Origin of the sequence: Faecalibacterium faecis, assembly GCF_040096475.1 — a bacterium.
GTDB lineage: Bacteria > Bacillota > Clostridia > Oscillospirales > Ruminococcaceae > Faecalibacterium > Faecalibacterium taiwanense.
Genome location: NZ_JBBMEP010000015.1, coordinates 63,458 through 80,836, shown reverse-complemented (window position 1 = coordinate 80,836; position 17,379 = coordinate 63,458). Strand labels below are relative to the sequence as shown.

The following is a 17,379-nucleotide window of genomic DNA, read 5'->3' as shown; positions in this document are numbered from 1 at the left end:
AGCACATCCATATTAAGTATGATGGGCTGGGGTATATCCCTCTGGATGAACTGGAAGCAAAAGAAAAGGCGTGACCGGAGTCACGCCAAATCTGCCCCATTGCGGGAACTTTTGCAAATACTGTTTTATGGGAACTCTGCTCTGGGGAACTCCCTGTTGTACATATCGCTATCGTCTGTGGCTTTTGGCAGGGTGCGTCCGGGTGGACGCACCCTGTTTTTGTTTCATCGTGGTTGGGTGTACGTCAAAACGCATCACCGCAACTCCTTATAGGTTTCTTCCGGCACCGGCTCGCACTACTCGTTAGAGGTGCCCTCACCAGGCACTTCCACTGCCAGATGAGAGAACCAGCAATCGGGTGCAGCACCGTGCCAGTGCTTGACCTCCGGGGGAATGTTCACCACATCGCCCGGATGCAGCTCCTGCGGCGCTTTGCCCCATTCCTGATAGTAGCCCCGGCCTGCCACGCAGACAAGGATCTGCCCACCGCCCCTTGCAGCATGGTGGATGTGCCAGTTGTTCCGGCAGCCCGGCTCAAAGGTGACGTTGTAAATGCCAACCTGTGCGGTGGACAGGGGGGCCAGATAGCTTTTTCCGCTGAAATATTGTGCAAAACCGTCGTTGGATGCACCGATGGGGAACACCATTTCACTCTGGTGCTTTGCCTTGGCATCCTCTGCAGCGTCCTCTGCCCAGACTTCCTTGGCCATGCGGAAAGCCGCCCACGCCTTGGGCCAGCCTGCATAAAATGCCGCATGGGTCAGGATCTCTGCAATCTCAGTCCGGGTAATACCGTTGTTTTTCGCTGCCGTCAGGTGATACCGAAACGAGGAGTCCGTCAGTCCCTGCGCCATCAGTGCCACCACCGTCACAAGGCTGCGGTCCCGGAGGGAGAGTTTATCCTCTCGGCTCCACACCTGCCCGAATAGTACCTCATCGTTAAGTTCCGCAAATTTGGGCGCAAATTCGCCCAGAGCATCCCGCCCTGCGGTCTGTTTCACTGCCATTGTTGTACCCCTGCCTTTCCGTATAAACGCTTAGACCTGCTTTTTCCCGCTGAACACCGGGAAAAAGCTGAATTCTCCGTAGTCGGCAATGTGCTCCATCTGCATGAGTGCAGCCATATCTTCCGGAGTGAGGACAAAGTCTACGGCGGCATTCTCTTCCATGTGCTGTGGGTCTGCCGTTTTGGGCAGTGCTACTGCGCCAAGCTGAAGAACATAGCGGACACACAACTGTGCCGCAGATACGCCGTATTTCTTTGCCATCTGTGCAATCACAGGGTTCTTAAGTGCCTCGCCGTGGGCAATGGGCGAATAGGCCTCCACCTGAATGTGCTGCTCTCTGCAGAAATTCAGCAGATTATGATCGGTGTTGCTGATGTGGAGCAAGATTTGGTTCACCATGGGCTGTATCCGGCAATCGGATAGCAGGTTCTCCAAGTCATCCTGCAGAAAATTCGACACTCCGATGACCCGCACCTTGCCAGTCGCCTGCGCATCCTCCAGCGCACGCCAGACGGCTTTGTTCTCTGCAAAGTAGCGTTTGGTGTCCCTGAATTCGTTCCACGGCTGGGGTGCATGGATGATCATCTGGTCCAGATAGTCCAGCCCCATTTTTTCCAGCGTTTCCTCAATAGAGGCGGCTGCAGCCTCATAGGTTTTCAGTTCTGCGGCCACCTTGCTTGCGACAAACAGCTCTTCACGGGGAACGCTGCAGCTACGGATTCCCTCGCCAACGCCCTGCTCATTTTTGTAGGCCTGTGCAGTATCAATGAGATGATACCCCAGCGTAACAGCGGTGCGGACTGTCTGCGCCGCTTTGTCATTGTCAATGCACCATGTGCCAAGCCCCAGTTTGGGGATTTTCGTTCCATTTTCCAGTTTGTAGGTTTCCTGTAAAATCATCTGATTTCCCTCCATTTATACATTTTTTCCCATCTCGTAAGCCTGTGCCATGGCAGGCGTACCGCACACTGCACCCGGCTCGTAAACGCCACATGCTACAAGGACTCCCTTTTCCGCGGCACCTTCCACGCAGTCTGCATAGCCCCGGAAGCAGGCCAGCGTAGTATCTGCAGAGGATTTTTCCTCGTCTGCCATGGTGGTGATGTAGTAGAATTCCTTGTCTTTGACCTCAAGCCACCGTGCCACGGTACGGTCGATCACTGTCTTCAACTGGGCACTGATGGAGTAGAAGTATACCGGGCTTGCCAGCACAATGACATCGGCATCGATCATCTTTTGCAGGATGTCTGCCATATTATCCTTGTGGACGCAAGCTCCACCGTGGGTGCTGCAGTAGTAGCAGCCGGAACAGGGAGCCGCCTTTTTCTCAGCGACCCGGATCTTTTCTGCTTTGTGCCCGGCATCCTGTGCTCCACGCAGAAATTCGTCGCATAGAATATCAGAGTTACCGCCCTTCCGGGGACTGCCAGACAAAATCAATACCTTCTTGCTCATAGGAACCTCCTTGACAGCGGAGTGCATCCGCATTATGATGTTGATAAAGTTTGATTTTATCATACAACTTAAAGCGCACTTTAAGTCAAGGGCTTTTTGAAAAAACGGAGGTTTCAGATGATCTATACCGTAGGTGAAATGGCACAAAAGCTGGGCGTACCTGCCTCCACCCTGCGCTACTACGACAAAGAAGGGTTACTTCCCTTTGTGGAGCGTTCCTCCGGCGGCATTCGGATGTTCCGGGAAAACGACTTCGAGTGGCTGCAGGTCATCCGTTGCATGAAAAAAGCCGGAATGTCCATCAAGGATATCCGGCAGTATATTGAGCTTTCCATGCAGGGAGACGACACCATTGACACCCGGCTGGAAATGTTCCGGCATCAGCGCGAGGTGCTCACCCAACAGATCCAGCAGTTACAGCACACACTGGAAACTGTGGAATACAAGTGCTGGTTCTATGAAACCGCCAAAGCCGCTGGGACGGTGGATGTCCCCGGTGCAATGACCGATGCGGATGTACCTGATCAGTTCCGTGCCATCCGACAGGAGCTGCGGGGACAGAAGATTCCGAATGGTGAAAAATAAGAAATGCCGTTCCAGTTGCTTTTGGAACGGCATTTTTCTTAATCTTCTAACCCATGGCTCCCGGTTACGTTTTTCAAGTATCCCTCCGGGTCACCGTTCAGAATCAAGTCCGCATAGCCCAGCGGATCATTGTAGATGAGGTAATCCAATTCCGACCTCTGTGCCATAGTCACGTCCAGCGCATCTTCAACCCCGGTGCAGTCAATGGAGATCATTCTCCCATCCCGGAACAGCAGTTCCACGCACCCGGTGTCCATGTTGAACTTGCAGGTTCTTTCATCGTACTTCATGTTCGTTTCCTCCTGAAATCATGTCGTAGCTTATGTCGGTCAATCTATGATTTCGGATTTCATCTTCCACGGACACCTACATGGAACTTGTCGGGGCAAAGCCCCTCCATCTGCTAACGCAGACCGTTCCGTCGCTTAAAAGCCCCACTGGGGCTTTCATTGCTTCGCAAACGCTAATTTTCCGAAGAAAACAAATAATCCGAACCCATCTCCTATCGGAAACAAGTTCGGATTATTTTTGTTTGGTCCGAGTGGCGAGAATCGAACTCACGGCCTCTTGAACCCCATTGTGCTCCACTCGCGGACACATTGGTCAAAACGGCACACACTATACGCTATATCACTAATTTCCGAATCCGTTTTTTCATTCTATTTCATTTGATGTCAGGAAGTTTCGTTTCTATTGTGGTCAAATTGTGGTCAAACGACCCCGGCAAATGACTTTTATCCCCTGCTAAGTTACATCGCGCAATTTCGATTTTCACAAATCGAAGTTGCGCTTTTTTATTTGCACGAATTATCTATAAGGAGGATTTTTCAATGATGTTGATGTATCCGCGCTATTTTTCCAGTCTTGACAGAATCATATGACACTTGATTATTTCTACGGACAAGCCGGAGAGCTGTTTTCGTTCTTCCGCATTCCAAAGGCACTGTCTCAGGAGCAGCGGTTTCAGAACTTATCAACCGATGCCAAAATCTTGTACGGTATCCTGCTGGACCGCATGAGCCTGTCGGCGAAAAACGGTTGGCGGGACGAGCAAGGCCGGGTGTATATCATCTACACCGTCCAGGAAGTGCAGAAATCCCTCTGCTGCGCCGAACACAAGGCGGTCAAGCTGCTCCGGGAACTAGAAGACATCGACCTCGTCGAGCGCAAACGCCGTGGTCTGGGCAGGCCCAGCCTAGTCTACGTCAAGGATTTTTCGTCTGGACTGCCAAAAGCGCAAGTACAGAATTGCCAAAACAGCAATTCTGGTGCTGCCGAAATCGCAATTCTGGAACAGCCAAAACCGCAAGCAAATAAGACTAATAAGAATAATACTGAAATGAGTGAGACTAATCCTTTCTATTCTGAAGAAGCGGAGGGGATGGGCAAACGCGAACAACTGAAAGAGTACTTTTCTCAGTCTTTGGAGGTAGAACTTCTGCTCCGGCTTTGCCCGGACGATGAGGACACCATCTATCAGATCGTAGATTTGTTGGTGGACACCTGCGCTACCAACCGCAAGCTGCTGCGCATTGCCGGGGACGATAAGCCCGCCGAGGTGGTACGCAGTCGCTTTATGAAGCTGAACGCTGACCATATCCGCTTTGTGCTGAAGTGCCTTGCAGAGAACAGCAGCCCGATCCGAAACATGAAACAATACCTGCTCGCTTCTCTGTACAACGCACCCACCACGATGCAGCTTTCCTACCAGAACCAAACCAACCACGACTTAGCAAAATCGAGGTGATAAAAATTTCAAAGAAAACTACTACGATTACCATCGTCAACCAGAAAGGCGACACCAGCAAGACCACTCCCCTTTCCGCACGTTCTGCGGAAATCAGTACCGTAGGCAAAAGCCTATCAATCTTTGCTAGAGGAGGTGTTGGCGAATGACGAAGGGTGGCTTAAACATGTCGCTAAAAGGTGCAGATGACATTTTTTCTACCGAGGAATCCCGGCAGGAGCAGCAACGAGAACAGGTGCAGCAAATTCCCATTGCGGAACTGCACCCGTTCACGAATCATCCATTCAAAGTATTGGATGATGAGTCCATGCAACGCACGGTGGAGAGCGTGGAGCAGTACGGTGTGCTGTCTCCGCTGATTGCCCGTCCACGCCCGGAAGGCGGCTACGAAATCATCTCCGGGCACCGCCGTCAGCACGCTGCGCAACTTGCCGGGCTGGACACGCTGCCGGTCATTGTTCGTCAGATGGACGATAATGCCGCTGTTTTGCTCATGGTGGACTCGAACCTCCAACGAGAGAACATCTTACCGAGTGAAAGGGCTTTCGCCTACAAAATGAAGCTGGAAGCCCTAAAAAAACAAGGTGCCCGGTCAGATTTAACTTCATCCCAAGTTGGGATGAAGTTGCAAGCCCTTGACATTGTTGGCCGAGAAGCTGGCGATAGTCGCAATCAGGTGCATCGTTTTATTCGTCTGACCCACCTTATCCCTGAACTGTTGGACATGGTGGACGAAAAGAAAATTGCATTCAATCCCGCTGTGGAGTTGTCCTATCTGGACGAATCCCAACAGCGAGATTTTTTAGAAGCCATGGAGGACACTCAGAATGCGCCGTCCCTCTTCCAAGCGCAGCGGCTCAAGAAGCTGGCGATGGAGGGCAGTTTCTCGTATGACGTTGCCTTTGCAGTCATGGGCGAAGCCAAGAAGGACGAACTGGACAAGGTTGTCATCAAAAACGAAACCCTGCGGAAATATTTTCCCCGCAGTTACACTCCAAAACAGATGGAGGATACCATCATCAGGCTGCTGGAGCAGTGGCAGCGCAAACGTCAGCGACAGGATGAACGCTGACCCACACGCAACGAAAGACCCAATGGGGTCTTTTTCTTTTATCGAAATGGAGAAAGCCTATGAACAACGATTCTACCCGTCCCATCCGTTCCGAAGGCGTCGCCATGGTGATTCCCGATGAATGACCGCCGTGACCAACAGCTTCACTTCCGGGTCAGCAAACCGGAGTTGGAACGAATCCGGAACAAAATGGAATCCAGCGGCATTTTGAGCATTGGTTCCTATCTGCGCAAGATGGCGCTGGACGGATATTGTCTGCACCTTGATCTGCCGCAGCTTCGCCGGATGGCATATCTTTTGCAGATGTGCAGCAACAACCTGAACCAGTACGCCAAAGCTGCCAACGAAAACGGTCAGGTCTATGCCACCGATCTGGAGGACTTGCGCGCCCGGCTGGACGAACTAATCAGCATCAGCAAGCAGATTCTTTCGCAACTATCCAATCTTTGATTTTTCACCGCAGTCAAAGGACTGCGGTTTTACATAACGGTTGATATCCTTGCTCCCCAGTAGCCGATACTTTTATAATAGGCTGAATAAAAGGTTGGGGTTCAACATGCTGTCTGCGCTGAAGAAGATTGTCCCCTTCCCTGCATCTTTCTTTGTGACTTTGATGATAAAACAGCCGCGCACCCCGTCTAGCTATGTGGCCGGGCTGCACAGAGGAAAAGAGCAGCACTGAAAACAAAGTCCCGATAAACGACAACAGACCAAAGTCCTTCCTTGGAGAAGAACTCCGGTCTGTCTCTTCGTTTTGTTATAAAAGCGTTTGGAACAAACGCGCAGCCTGCATCGGCACGATGCAGAACAAACGGGGTTTGGGCACAGCCCAACAAGCATTTTGAATTTGGATTTTGAAAAATCCGATTCAAAAATCGCGAGTTGGTACCAGCTCGCACTGCTTGCTACAACAATGCGTCCTTTTTGTCCGCAGTTTGAAATTTTTAGATTGGAGAAAAACGCCATGCTAACCTTGGAATGGATCGGTAAAAATAAAGTCGTGAACCATCATCAGGAAGTTCCCTTCCGGGTGCTGGAGCGGCAATACAGTTTTGATGAGCAGGGGCAGCACACCGAGAACAACGACAGTGAGAACATGATCATCCACGGCGATAATCTTGAAGCACTGAAAGCCCTGTTGCCGCAGTATGAGGGCAAGGTGAAGTGCATCTATATCGTTATCTTAACCCCCATTCTAATGAGTATCCTAAGTTCAGAGAATGCAGTAAGATTAAACTTTATAATTCATATTATGTTTCTTGCATTATTCGAGATGAGGAACTATAATGTACTTTGTGGAGGTGCGAAATGGACTATATGACATTGAAAGAGGCCGCCGAGAAGTGGGGCGTGACACCTCGTAGAGTAAATTACTATTGCGCTGCTGGGCGTATCCCCGGCGCTGTAAAGATGGCTGGTGTTTGGCTGATCCCAAAGAACGCAGAAAAGCCGATTGACGGAAGGACAAAACAAGGGAAGGAGTTGCGCCATGAATAAAATCCTGATTATAGATGATGACAGAGAGCTGTGCGCTTTGATTAAACGTAGCGTACAAGCAGAAAACATAGAAGCTGATTTTTGTAATACCGGAAAAGAAGGCTTGCAAAAATTAAGAGAGCAGGAATACCAGCTTGTGGTACTGGATGTGATGATGCCCGGTATGGATGGTTTTGAAACGCTGGAAGAAATTCGCAAGGAGTACAGCTTGCCGATTTTGATGTTCACATCTAAAAATGACAGCATTTCTAAAGTGCGGGGTTTACGAGCCGGAGCGGACGATTATCTGACAAAACCGTTTGATATGGACGAACTGATTGCCCGTATTGCGTCCCTCATTCGCCGCTACACCCGTTTTAATCATCAAGCCGGAGCTGTGCAAAAACTGGATTTTGATGGATTGCAAATTGACCTTGAAAATCGTTCTGTTACGACGGAAAATGGCACTTTTGAACTTCCACCAAAGGAATTTGATCTGCTCCTGTACTGTGCAAAGCATCAAGGAAAAATTTTGACAAAACAGCAGATTTATGAGGAAGTTTGGGGCGAAGAATATTTCTATGATGACAGTAACATTATGGCGATTATCAGCCGGCTTCGTAAAAAATTAGAAGTCAATCCTTCAAACCCAAAGTATATCCAAACGGTCAAAGGGATTGGCTACCGCTTTAATAAGGAGGTATAGCCGGTATGGGAATCATCGTTTTCTTGTCCATTATGATTGCTGTTGTGGCTGTGCTGACTTCCATCGTTCTCATTCGGCGTGTAAAAAAACAAATAGCAGAAATGACCGATGTGCTGGTTGATGTGAAAAACGGAAATGGCAACCGGCGTATTCTATCTGCAACAAATGAACTGACAGCACCTCTTGCCTATGAAATCTCCATGTTCAGGAATCTATTCGGCAGAGTGCGATCCAGTTGTTCAGCGAGGCATTTTCGGCCTGAAAATTGGACGGAACGGCACTAATTAGACCAGATAAAATCTTTGGCATTGTGGTCAAAATTGTGGTCAAAACCAAATGAGGTCAGCCCACAAACAAAAAAATCCAACGATTTCTAACGTGAAATCGTTGGATTTATGGTCCGAGTGGCGAGAATCGAACTCACGGCCTCTTGAACCCCATTCAAGCGCGCTACCAAAACTGCGCTACACCCGGATATCGACCGCCGCTTCCCTACCGAAGCGTGGCGACATGAGATATTATACTCAGATACAGCAGTTTTGTCAACAGATTTTTACAATTTTCTTTGCTTTTTTCGTAAAAAGTCTGATTTTTGCGAAAGTACGCGCTTTATTTATTTTGCTCTTTTTCTTGCAGGAGCTTGTCTTTTTCCAAAAGCGGTTTCAGATATTGACCGGTAAAGCTGCCTGGCACCTCTGCCACCTGTTCGGGCGTGCCTTCGGCCACGATCTCGCCGCCTGCACTGCCGCCTTCAGGGCCAAGGTCAATGATATGGTCGGCGCACTTGATAAGATCCAGATTGTGCTCGATGACAATAACCGTGTTGCCCGCATCTACCAACTTCTGCAGCACCTCGATCAGGCGGTGCACATCTGCAATATGCAGGCCGGTAGTAGGCTCGTCCAGAATATACACGGTCTTACCAGTGCTGCGGCGGGCCAGCTCGTTTGCCAGCTTCACGCGCTGGGCTTCGCCGCCGGAAAGGGTGGTGGCGCTCTGGCCGAGTGTTACATAACCAAGACCCACGTCCAGCAGGGTCTGCAGCTTGCGGGCGATCTTGGGCTGGTTGGAAAAGAATACCACTGCTTCCTCCACGGTCATGTTCAGCACATCGGAGATGGTCTTTTCCTTATACTTCACTTCCAGCGTTTCGCGGTTGTAACGCGCCCCCTTGCATACCTCGCAGGGCACGTACACATCCGGCAGGAAGTGCATCTCGATCTGCAGAATACCGTTGCCCTCACAGGCTTCGCAGCGGCCGCCCTTGACATTAAAACTGAAACGCCCCGGGCCGTAACCGCGCATTTTGGCATCCTGTGTCTGGGAGAATACCGTGCGGATATCATTGAACACACCGGTATAAGTGGCCGGATTGGAGCGCGGCGTACGGCCAATGGGCTGCTGGTCGATACCGATGACCTTATCCACAAATTCCAGCCCTTCTACCCCATCGCATTTGCCTGCGCGGGAACGCGCACCGTTCAGTTCGCAGGCAAGCGTCTTATACAGAATTTCGTTGATGAGGCTGGACTTGCCGGAGCCGGAAATGCCGGTAACGCAGATAAACTCTCCCAGCGGGAATTTCACATCGATATTGCGCAGGTTATTTTCCCGTGCACCCCGCACAGTAAGGTAATTGCCGTTGCCGGTGCGGCGGGTCTGCGGTACGGCAATGCGTTTGCGGCCGGAGAGATAATCGCCGGTGATGCTGCGCTTTGCCTTGCAGATGTCCTTCACGCTGCCAGCGGCTACGATCTCACCGCCATGCACGCCTGCGCCCGGGCCTACATCCACGATATAATCCGCGCTGCGCATGGTATCTTCATCATGCTCCACCACAATGACTGTGTTGCCGAGGTCGCGGAGATTTTTCAGGGTGGCAATGAGCTTGTCGTTATCGCGCTGATGCAAGCCGATGGACGGCTCGTCCAGCACATAGAGCACGCCGGAAAGCGCACTGCCGATTTGAGTGGTCAGGCGGATGCGCTGGCTCTCGCCGCCGGAAAGAGTGCCTGCTGAGCGGGCCAGCGTGAGATAATCCAGACCCACGCTCTGCAAAAACTGCAGGCGATTCCGGATCTCCTTCATGATCTGCCCGCCGATCTGCTTCTGCTTTTCGGTCAGGTTCGGTTCGTTCTCAGCAATGAATTTCAGCTCGTCCCGGATGGACATTTCGCAGAAATCGCTGATGTTCTTATCCCCGATGGTCACAGCCAGCACCACGGGTTTCAGGCGCTTGCCGTGGCAGTCCGGGCACTCCACGCCGGACATGAAGCTGCCGATTTCTTCCTTCATCCACTCGCTGTTGGTCTCGCGGAAGCGGCGCTCAAGGTTCTCCACGATGCCCTCGAAGGTATTATAGTACACACCGCTTCCGAACTCATTCGTGCGGTGCATCTCAATTTTTTCGCCATTGGTTCCGTACAGCAACGCATTGACAGCTTCGGTACTCATCTCTTTGATGGGCGTATCCAGCGTAAAGCCGTACTTTTTGCCAAGACCCAGATAATACATTTCGGATACAGACCCCTCGGCATAGTACCAGCCGCTGGCCTTGATGGCACCCTCACGGATGGAAAGGTTCCGGTTGGGCAAGATGCGTTCCTCGTCCACCCGCATAAAAGTGCCAAGGCCGGTACACTTTTCGCAGGCTCCCAGCGGGTTATTGAAGGAGAAGAGCCGCGGCGACAGGTCGCTGATGGAAATGCCGTGCTCCGGGCAGGCAAAGTTCTGGCTGAAGGTCATACAATCGCCGCCGATCACGTCCACTTCGGCGATGCCGCCGGTAAGCGCCAGCGCGGTTTCCAGCGAATCTGCCAGACGGCCCCGGATGCCCTTGCGCATGGCAAGGCGGTCCACCACGATCTCCACCGTATGCTTGATGTTCTTTTCCAGCTTGATCTCTTCGTCCAGATCATACAGATTGCCGTCGATCTTCACACGAGCATAGCCACCGCGGCGGGCAGCATCCAGCTCTTTCTGCTGGGTGCCTTTGCGCTGGCGCACCACAGGAGCCAGCACCTGAAACTTCGTACCTTCGTCCAGTTTGAGCACCGCGTCCACCATTTCGTCCACGGTCTGCTGGCTGATCACTCGCCCGCACACCGGGCAGTGGGGCACGCCCACGCGGGCGTATAGAAGTCGCAGATAATCGTAGATCTCCGTCACGGTGCCCACGGTGGAACGCGGGTTGTGGCTGGTGGTTTTCTGGTCGATGGAAATTGCCGGTGACAGGCCGGTAATCTCGTCCACATCGGGCTTGTCCATGCGGCCCAAAAACATGCGTGCGTAGCTGGAAAGGCTTTCCACATAGCGGCGCTGGCCGTCGGCATAGATGGTGTCGAACGCAAGGCTCGACTTGCCCGAACCGGAAAGGCCGGTCATGACGATCAGCTTTTCCCTCGGGAGGGTCAGGTTAACATTTTTCAGGTTGTGCTCGCGGGCACCTTTGATGACGATTTTATCGTTTGCCAAGGTATTTTCTCCCTTTTCGTTGTGTCTGTGAATGATTCTGTTTGCGCTCCGTTTCTGCCGCAGAGTCCACCGTCGGGTTCTCGCCCCGGCGCAGTCGGTCGATCTGGTCACGCAGGAAGGCCGCGTGCTCAAACTCCAGCAGCTTCGCCGCTTCCTTCATCTCACGGGTCAGGCGCTCGATGGCGGCCTCCCGCTCCATCCTGCCCATGCGGCGGGTGTTCAGCTTAGCGTTCTCCGCTTTATCGCTGATCTCGATGCTGTCTGCAATGGCCTTGACGATGGTTTTTGGCACGATGCCATGTTCTTTATTGTAGGCCATCTGGATGGCGCGGCGGCGCTCGGTCTCGGTGATGGCGCGGTCCATGCTGTCGGTAACGACATCCGCATACATGATCACAAGGCCCTCGGCGTTGCGGGCCGCGCGGCCAATGGTCTGGATCAGGCTGGTCTCGCTGCGCAGAAAGCCCTCCTTGTCGGCATCCAGAATGGCCACAAGGCTCACCTCGGGCAGGTCAAGACCCTCGCGCAGCAGGTTGATGCCCACCACAACATCAATGGAGCCAAGGCGCAGGTCCTTGATGATCTCCATGCGCTCAAAGGTGTCCACCTCGTGGTGCATATACTTGACTTTGATGCCCTGTTCGGTAAGGTAGTCGGTCAGGTCTTCGGCCATTTTCTTGGTCAGGGTGGTCACGAGAACGCGCTCGTGCCGCTGGATGCGGGTATTGATCTCGCCCAACAGATCCACCACCTGCCCTTCCACCGGGCGCACCGAAATGAGCGGGTCCAAAAGGCCGGTGGGCCGGATGACCTGCTGCGCCACCTGCGTGCTGTTCTGCCGCTCGTAGTCGCCGGGCGTAGCCGAAACGAAGATCATCTGGTTCAGCTTGGACTCCACCTCCTCGAACTTGAGCGGGCGGTTATCGAAGGCGGACGGCAGGCGGAAGCCGTACTCCACCAGCGTTTTTTTGCGGGCATAGTCGCCGCCGTACATGGCGCGCACCTGCGGCAGGGTAACATGGCTCTCGTCCACAAACAGCAGAAAATCATCCGGGAAATAATCCAGCAGAGTGGTGGGCATACTGCCCGGCGCACGGCCCGAGAGCACCGCCGAATAGTTCTCAATGCCCTTGCACATGCCCACCTCGTTGAGCATCTCAATGTCGTAATTGGTGCGCTGGGCAATGCGCTGCGCCTCGATCAGCTTGCCCTCGGCGGTGAACTGCTTCACCTGTGCGTCGCACTCGGCGCGGATCTTTTCCAGTGCTGCGGCCTTCTTCTCGGCGCTGACGATATAGTGGCTGGCCGGGAAGATGGCTACATGCTTGACTACATTCTGTTTGGCACCGGTGAGAGGGTTGAACTCCGTGATGCGGTCGATCTCGTCCCCAAAAAATTCCACACGGATGGCAAGCTCGCTCATATAGGCAAGGTAGATGTCCACGATATCGCCGTGCACACGGAACTTGTTGCGCACAAAATTCACGTCGTTGCGCTCATATTGCAGAGTGACCAGCTTCTGGCACAGCTCGTCCCGCTCCATCTGCATGCCGGGGCGCAGGCTGATGACCATGCTGCGGTAGTCGATGGGGTCGCCCAGCGAGTAGATGCAGGAAACCGATGCTACAATGATCACATCCCGCCGCTCCGAAAGCGCCGCCGTGGCCGAGTGGCGCAGACGGTCGATCTCGTCGTTGATGGCGCTGTCCTTTTCAATATAGGTATCCGTGCTGGGGATATAGGCTTCCGGCTGGTAGTAATCGTAGTAGGAGACGAAATACTCCACCGCGTTGTTGGGGAAAAACGACCGGAACTCGGTGCACAGCTGGGCCGCCAGCGTTTTGTTGTGGGCCAGAACCAGCGTGGGCCGGTTGCATTTTGCAATCACATTTGCCATGGTAAAGGTCTTGCCGCTGCCGGTAACACCCAGCAGGGTCTGGCAGCGGTCGCCCCGCTCCACGCCTTTCACCAGTGTTTCAATGGCCTGCGGCTGGTCGCCGGTGGGCTGGTAAGAGGATACCAGTTCAAATTTTTCGTCTGCCATCTTCCCTCTCCTCTCCGGCCCTCGCGCAAAGAACCACAATCAGTTGTATTTTACGGTTTGATTATAGCACACCAGTTTTATAATGTAAACACTTTTTTGTTGTTTCACGGATCAAGGCCAGAAAAGCGTACCTGTTTTAAAGTCATAGATCGGCAGGCGGTTTGCGTCCCGCATGGAGAAATACTCCGTATCGGTCAGGATGAAGTGATCCAGCAGATGGATGTTCACAAGGCCCAATGCCCGGGCAATATTGCCAGTGGCCTCCAAATCCTCCATGGAGGGCAAGGCCGCACCGTTGGGGTGGTTGTGGCTGAGCACCACCGTGTCGGTGCCGCCCTTGATGGCCGCAGACACCACATCCTTGATGTCCAGACTTACCCGGTCGGTGGTGCCTTCCCGCAGCCAGACCGCCGCGCGCACCCGCTTACGGCTGTCCAGACTGACCAGCATTGCACGCTCGTAATCCGACCACGCAAACTTCGCCATCAGATAGCTGCCCATCTGCTCCGTAGTTCTGATGCAACGGGTAGTGCTGGTACGGCTGCGGCCATAGTAGCGACTGATCTCCGGCAGCAGATGCAGCATCCGGGCTGTGGCCGGGCCTACGCCCTCCACAGTGCATAGCTCTTCCTCGCTGGCTTCCAGCACAGCGGCAAAATCGCCAAAGCGGTCGATCAGGTCGTGAGCGATGCCGTTGGTGTCCTTCTGGGCGTTGGTGAGGTACAGTACATATTCCAGCGCTTCGTGCTCGGCCAGACTGTCCAGACCGTAGTTCTGCACCCGTTCGCGCATCCGTTGGCGGTGTCCCTGATGCCGTTTGTGTTCTGCCATTGCGGTACTCTCCTTCTGATTCATTCCTTATAATAGTACCCATTTTGCGCCCGGAACTCAAGGCTTTGCGGTAAAATAGTTTTGATCCGGGGCGTTTCCGCGTTGACTTGCAGCCAAGGCTGTATTACTATAAAGGTATCTCTTGAAAATTGAGGAACATTTATGAAACAATATACCGCAACCGCCAACGACGACGGCGTTCGTCTTTCCCGCTTTGTGCAGAGCGTGACCCGCGATTTTCCCACCAGCCTTTTGTACAAGAGCTTCCGCAATAAGCGCGTGAAGGTAAACGGAAAAAAGGCCGTGCCGGAGTACCGCATTCAGGCAGGCGACCTGATCGAGCTGTACATCAACGACGAGTTTTTCCCGCCGGAAGGCGCAAAAACCGTGCAGAAGGCCGCGCCGAAAAAGAAGCAGAATCAGCCCAAGGTCAATATCATTTATGAGGACGAAAACATTGCTGTGCTGTACAAACCCACCCACCTTTTGTGCCATAGCGACCGCACCGGCGATGCAAACCTTGTGGACGCTTTTACCCAGTATCTGGCCGAAAAAGGCGAGTACGACCCCCACGGCGAGAACCGGTTCAAGCCCGGCATTTGCAACCGGCTGGACCGCGGCACCGAGGGCCTTGTGATCGCCGCCAAGAGCTACACCGCCCTGCGGGACATGAACGAGATCATCCGCACTGACCTACTCAAAAAGGAGTACTACACCATCACGGTGGGTATCCCGCAGTCCGGGCGGTTCACCGCATGGTGGGAGCACGACGAGAAGAACAACAAGGTAAGCATCCATGCACATCAGTCGCAGGACGAGCGCCGCAAGCAGATCATTACGGACGTGGACGTACTGCGCACCGCCGGGCCGTTCGCCCTGTGCAAGATCGGCCTTGTCACCGGCCGCACCCACCAGATCCGTGCACATCTGGCCTATCTGGGCCGTCCGGTTCTGGGCGACATCAAGTACGGCAACCGCAAGATGAACGAGCGCACCGGCACCAAAACGCAGGCCCTGTGCGCTGTGCGGGTCACTTTCCTTGATATTCCCGAGGAAAACACCCTGCATTATCTCTCCGGCAAGGTCGTCAAGCTGAAGGACCCGCAGATCATAAAGCAGTTCGATGCGCTGGATAAGAGCAAGAACAGCGAGGAAAACCACCCTGCATAAAGCGGAAACAAAAAAGCGGCCGCTGTACTTTACCGTACAGCAGCCGTTTTTCTCTTTATTCTTTACTTTTTGTCGGAGTTCTGCTCTGCTTTTTCCTGCGATTCCTGTTCACGGCGCAGCTCTTTGATGCGCTTTTTCTCGCTCTTTACATGGGGCCATGGCCAGCTGAAGCCCTCATTTTCGCGGCACCATTTGACCAGCGGATAGAACGCGAAGGCCAGACCGAAGAGGTACAGCAGAGCGTACAGCAGGGCATCCAGCGTGATGAGCGCATCCAGTGCACCGATCACCGCCACCACGCAGCCTGCCTTCAAAAAGAACAGGCCGTTCTGGCGGCAGTATTCCTCAAAGTGTTCCGCCTTGACGGCACGGCGGCCCTGATCTCCCCAGACACGGGGATTTTTCATGACCGAATAGCCGTAGAATACCATCATCAGGCCAAGGGTGAGCTGAAAGCCAAAAAACATTTATGATACCTCTTAATCTTCAAACAGCGGCTTCATCAGGGGCAGGAAATCCAGCGTTGCAAAGTAATCGCGCGGCGTCTCGGCACGGCGGATCAGACGGTGGGTGCCATCCTCGCACAGCAGCACTTCGGCGCTGCGCAGCTTGCCGTTGTAGTTGTAGCCCATGGCAGAGCCGTGTGCACCGGTGTCGTGGATATAAATGATATCGCCAATGTCGATCTTGGGCAGCATCCGGTCAATGGCAAACTTGTCGTTGTTCTCGCACAGACCGCCCACCACATCGTACATATGGTCGCAAGGCTCATTTTCCTTACCCAGCACAGTGATGTGGTGGTAAGCGCCGTACATGGCCGGGCGCATCAGGTTGGCTGCGCAGGCATCCAGACCGATGTATTCCTTATAGATGTGCTTTTCATGGATGGCAGTTGCCACCAGTGCGCCGTAGGGGCCGGTGGTAAAGCGGCCCATCTCAGTAAAGATGGCCACATCGCCCATGCCTGCGGGCACCAGAATTTCCTCAAACTTCTTGCGCACACCCTCGCCGATGGCCATGATATCGTTCTCGGTCTGCTCCGGGCGGTACGGGATGCCCACACCGCCGGACAGGTTGATATAACCGATGTGCACACCGGTGGCCTTCTGCACCCGGACAGCCAGCTGGAACAGGATACCTGCCAGCTCCGGGTAATACTCATCGGAAATGGTATTGGAAGCAAGGAAAGCGTGGATGCCGAAGTTCTTGGCACCCTTGGCGGCCAGCTTCTTGTAGCTTTCGATCATCTGCTCCTCGGTCATGCCGTACTTGGCATCGCCGGGCTTGTCCATGACCTGAAAGCCCTCTTCGCTCTCGCCCAGACTGAAGGTGCCGCCCGGGTTATAGCGGCAGAAGATGTTCTCCGGCACACCGGCGACACGCTCCAGAAATTCCACCATGGTGGCATCGTCCAGATTGATGTAGGAGCCCAGCTCGTAGGCCTTCTTCATATCCTCCACGGGAGTCTGGTTGGAGGAGAACATGATTTCGCTGCCGGAGAAACCGCACACCTCGCTGAGCATCAGCTCAGTCAGGGACGAGCAGTCCACGCCGCAGCCCTCCTCCTTGAGGATCTGCAGGATGACAGGGTTTGGCAGAGCCTTGACGGCAAAATACTCCTTGAAGCCTTTGTTCCAGCTGAATGCCTTGTTGATGCGGCGGGCATTTTCACGGATGCCCTTCTCATCGTAGACATGGAACGGCGTGGGCACATCCTGAATGATCTCCTGTGCCATCGCCTCGGTCAGAAACGGTTTCTTTTCCATAGTAACATCCCTCTCATTTTATATGCACGCGGCCGATCGCCGCAGT

At 53.4% G+C, this 17,379-nt stretch carries 16 protein-coding genes, 1 tRNA gene and 2 pseudogenes; 9 read left to right on the top strand and 10 right to left on the bottom strand.

Features of this window, described 5'->3' with window-relative positions; translation table 11 throughout:
* Positions 1-296: 296 nt before the first annotated feature.
* The 3 genes from WMO17_RS09210 to WMO17_RS09200 are packed head-to-tail and all read right to left on the bottom strand — an operon-like array spanning position 297 to position 2,462.
* Positions 297-1,007, bottom strand: coding sequence for a carboxymuconolactone decarboxylase family protein (locus tag WMO17_RS09210; RefSeq protein WP_349137950.1), 711 nt, complete (start codon positions 1,005-1,007; stop codon positions 297-299).
* Between the two features lie 30 nt (positions 1,008-1,037).
* A complete protein-coding gene (locus WMO17_RS09205) occupies positions 1,038-1,907 on the bottom strand; it encodes an aldo/keto reductase (RefSeq protein WP_349137949.1) in 870 nt (289 codons plus the stop codon).
* A gap of 15 nt (positions 1,908-1,922) precedes the next feature.
* Complete coding sequence (locus WMO17_RS09200) at positions 1,923-2,462, bottom strand: flavodoxin family protein (protein ID WP_349137948.1); 540 nt, start codon at positions 2,460-2,462, stop codon at positions 1,923-1,925.
* A 117-nt stretch (positions 2,463-2,579) separates the two neighbouring features.
* Between WMO17_RS09200 and WMO17_RS09195 the strand changes: the two genes are divergently transcribed.
* Positions 2,580-3,047, top strand: coding sequence for a MerR family transcriptional regulator (locus WMO17_RS09195; RefSeq protein WP_349137947.1), 468 nt, complete (start codon positions 2,580-2,582; stop codon positions 3,045-3,047).
* Positions 3,048-3,085: 38 nt separating this feature from the next.
* Here WMO17_RS09195 and WMO17_RS09190 read toward each other — a convergent pair whose 3' ends face one another.
* Positions 3,086-3,337, bottom strand: a complete 252-nt coding sequence (locus WMO17_RS09190) for a DUF6061 family protein (protein WP_349137946.1) — start codon at positions 3,335-3,337, stop codon at positions 3,086-3,088.
* Between the two features lie 587 nt (positions 3,338-3,924).
* Here WMO17_RS09190 and WMO17_RS09185 point away from each other — a divergent pair.
* The 7 genes and pseudogenes from WMO17_RS09185 to WMO17_RS09155 form a co-directional block, all read left to right on the top strand.
* On the top strand, positions 3,925-4,794 hold the full coding sequence (locus WMO17_RS09185; RefSeq protein WP_349137945.1) for a DUF6017 domain-containing protein: 870 nt from the start codon (positions 3,925-3,927) through the stop codon (positions 4,792-4,794).
* Between the two features lie 145 nt (positions 4,795-4,939).
* Positions 4,940-5,866: a ParB/RepB/Spo0J family partition protein gene (locus tag WMO17_RS09180; protein WP_349137944.1), complete on the top strand. Its 927-nt coding sequence runs from the start codon at positions 4,940-4,942 to the stop codon at positions 5,864-5,866.
* 117 nt (positions 5,867-5,983) lie between these two features.
* The gene (locus WMO17_RS09175; protein ID WP_349137943.1) at positions 5,984-6,316 is read left to right on the top strand and encodes a plasmid mobilization protein; all 333 of its coding nucleotides are present in this window, start codon (positions 5,984-5,986) and stop codon (positions 6,314-6,316) included.
* A 514-nt stretch (positions 6,317-6,830) separates the two neighbouring features.
* Positions 6,831-7,043: pseudogene (locus WMO17_RS13210) on the top strand (site-specific DNA-methyltransferase); the annotation flags it as partial.
* Between the two features lie 131 nt (positions 7,044-7,174).
* Positions 7,175-7,363, top strand: coding sequence for a helix-turn-helix domain-containing protein (locus WMO17_RS09165; protein ID WP_055186323.1), 189 nt, complete (start codon positions 7,175-7,177; stop codon positions 7,361-7,363).
* Positions 7,356-8,048: a response regulator transcription factor gene (locus WMO17_RS09160; protein WP_117528220.1), complete on the top strand. Its 693-nt coding sequence runs from the start codon at positions 7,356-7,358 to the stop codon at positions 8,046-8,048. The genes WMO17_RS09165 and WMO17_RS09160 overlap by 8 nt, the downstream gene beginning before the upstream one ends.
* Before the next feature lie 5 nt (positions 8,049-8,053).
* Positions 8,054-8,248, top strand: a pseudogene (locus tag WMO17_RS09155) (sensor histidine kinase); the annotation flags it as partial.
* 196 nt (positions 8,249-8,444) lie between these two features.
* On the opposite strand, the gene WMO17_RS09150 reads toward WMO17_RS09155, so the two are convergent.
* From WMO17_RS09150 to WMO17_RS09135, 4 genes are all read right to left on the bottom strand, one after another.
* Positions 8,445-8,522: transfer RNA gene (locus tag WMO17_RS09150), tRNA-Pro, on the bottom strand.
* A gap of 135 nt (positions 8,523-8,657) precedes the next feature.
* Positions 8,658-11,522, bottom strand: coding sequence for an excinuclease ABC subunit UvrA (uvrA, locus tag WMO17_RS09145; RefSeq protein WP_097777693.1), 2,865 nt, complete (start codon positions 11,520-11,522; stop codon positions 8,658-8,660).
* The gene (gene uvrB / locus WMO17_RS09140) at positions 11,509-13,566 is read right to left on the bottom strand and encodes an excinuclease ABC subunit UvrB (protein ID WP_097782207.1); all 2,058 of its coding nucleotides are present in this window, start codon (positions 13,564-13,566) and stop codon (positions 11,509-11,511) included. Before uvrB ends, uvrA begins: the two co-directional genes overlap by 14 nt.
* A gap of 111 nt (positions 13,567-13,677) precedes the next feature.
* Positions 13,678-14,397 (bottom strand): JAB domain-containing protein, encoded by a 720-nt coding sequence (locus tag WMO17_RS09135; RefSeq protein WP_044953632.1) that lies wholly within the window; start codon positions 14,395-14,397, stop codon positions 13,678-13,680.
* A gap of 162 nt (positions 14,398-14,559) precedes the next feature.
* On the opposite strand from WMO17_RS09135, the gene WMO17_RS09130 reads away from it, so the two are divergent.
* A complete protein-coding gene (locus tag WMO17_RS09130; RefSeq protein WP_291011771.1) occupies positions 14,560-15,567 on the top strand; it encodes an RluA family pseudouridine synthase in 1,008 nt (335 codons plus the stop codon).
* Between the two features lie 62 nt (positions 15,568-15,629).
* Here WMO17_RS09130 and WMO17_RS09125 read toward each other — a convergent pair whose 3' ends face one another.
* Entirely contained in the window at positions 15,630-16,034 is a 405-nt protein-coding gene (locus tag WMO17_RS09125) for a hypothetical protein (protein ID WP_349137941.1), read from the bottom strand.
* A gap of 12 nt (positions 16,035-16,046) precedes the next feature.
* Positions 16,047-17,333: a diaminopimelate decarboxylase family protein gene (locus tag WMO17_RS09120; RefSeq protein WP_154261010.1), complete on the bottom strand. Its 1,287-nt coding sequence runs from the start codon at positions 17,331-17,333 to the stop codon at positions 16,047-16,049.
* Positions 17,334-17,379: the final 46 nt, after the last annotated feature.

Excerpts from the sequence above, each read along its gene's own strand:
- WMO17_RS09210 (WP_349137950.1), bottom strand. The coding sequence starts at position 1,007 with ATGGCAGTGAAACAGACCGCAGGGCGGGATGCTCTGGGCGAATTTGCG.
- WMO17_RS09205 (WP_349137949.1), bottom strand. The coding sequence starts at position 1,907 with ATGATTTTACAGGAAACCTACAAACTGGAAAATGGAACGAAAATCCCC.
- WMO17_RS09200 (WP_349137948.1), bottom strand. The coding sequence starts at position 2,462 with ATGAGCAAGAAGGTATTGATTTTGTCTGGCAGTCCCCGGAAGGGCGGT.
- WMO17_RS09195 (WP_349137947.1), top strand. The coding sequence starts at position 2,580 with ATGATCTATACCGTAGGTGAAATGGCACAAAAGCTGGGCGTACCTGCC.
- WMO17_RS09190 (WP_349137946.1), bottom strand. The coding sequence starts at position 3,337 with ATGAAGTACGATGAAAGAACCTGCAAGTTCAACATGGACACCGGGTGC.
- WMO17_RS09185 (WP_349137945.1), top strand. The coding sequence starts at position 3,925 with ATGACACTTGATTATTTCTACGGACAAGCCGGAGAGCTGTTTTCGTTC.
- WMO17_RS09180 (WP_349137944.1), top strand. The coding sequence starts at position 4,940 with ATGACGAAGGGTGGCTTAAACATGTCGCTAAAAGGTGCAGATGACATT.
- WMO17_RS09175 (WP_349137943.1), top strand. The coding sequence starts at position 5,984 with ATGAATGACCGCCGTGACCAACAGCTTCACTTCCGGGTCAGCAAACCG.
- WMO17_RS09165 (WP_055186323.1), top strand. The coding sequence starts at position 7,175 with ATGGACTATATGACATTGAAAGAGGCCGCCGAGAAGTGGGGCGTGACA.
- WMO17_RS09160 (WP_117528220.1), top strand. The coding sequence starts at position 7,356 with ATGAATAAAATCCTGATTATAGATGATGACAGAGAGCTGTGCGCTTTG.
- uvrB (WP_097782207.1), bottom strand. The coding sequence starts at position 13,566 with ATGGCAGACGAAAAATTTGAACTGGTATCCTCTTACCAGCCCACCGGC.
- WMO17_RS09135 (WP_044953632.1), bottom strand. The coding sequence starts at position 14,397 with ATGGCAGAACACAAACGGCATCAGGGACACCGCCAACGGATGCGCGAA.
- WMO17_RS09130 (WP_291011771.1), top strand. The coding sequence starts at position 14,560 with ATGAAACAATATACCGCAACCGCCAACGACGACGGCGTTCGTCTTTCC.
- WMO17_RS09125 (WP_349137941.1), bottom strand. The coding sequence starts at position 16,034 with ATGTTTTTTGGCTTTCAGCTCACCCTTGGCCTGATGATGGTATTCTAC.
- WMO17_RS09120 (WP_154261010.1), bottom strand. The coding sequence starts at position 17,333 with ATGGAAAAGAAACCGTTTCTGACCGAGGCGATGGCACAGGAGATCATT.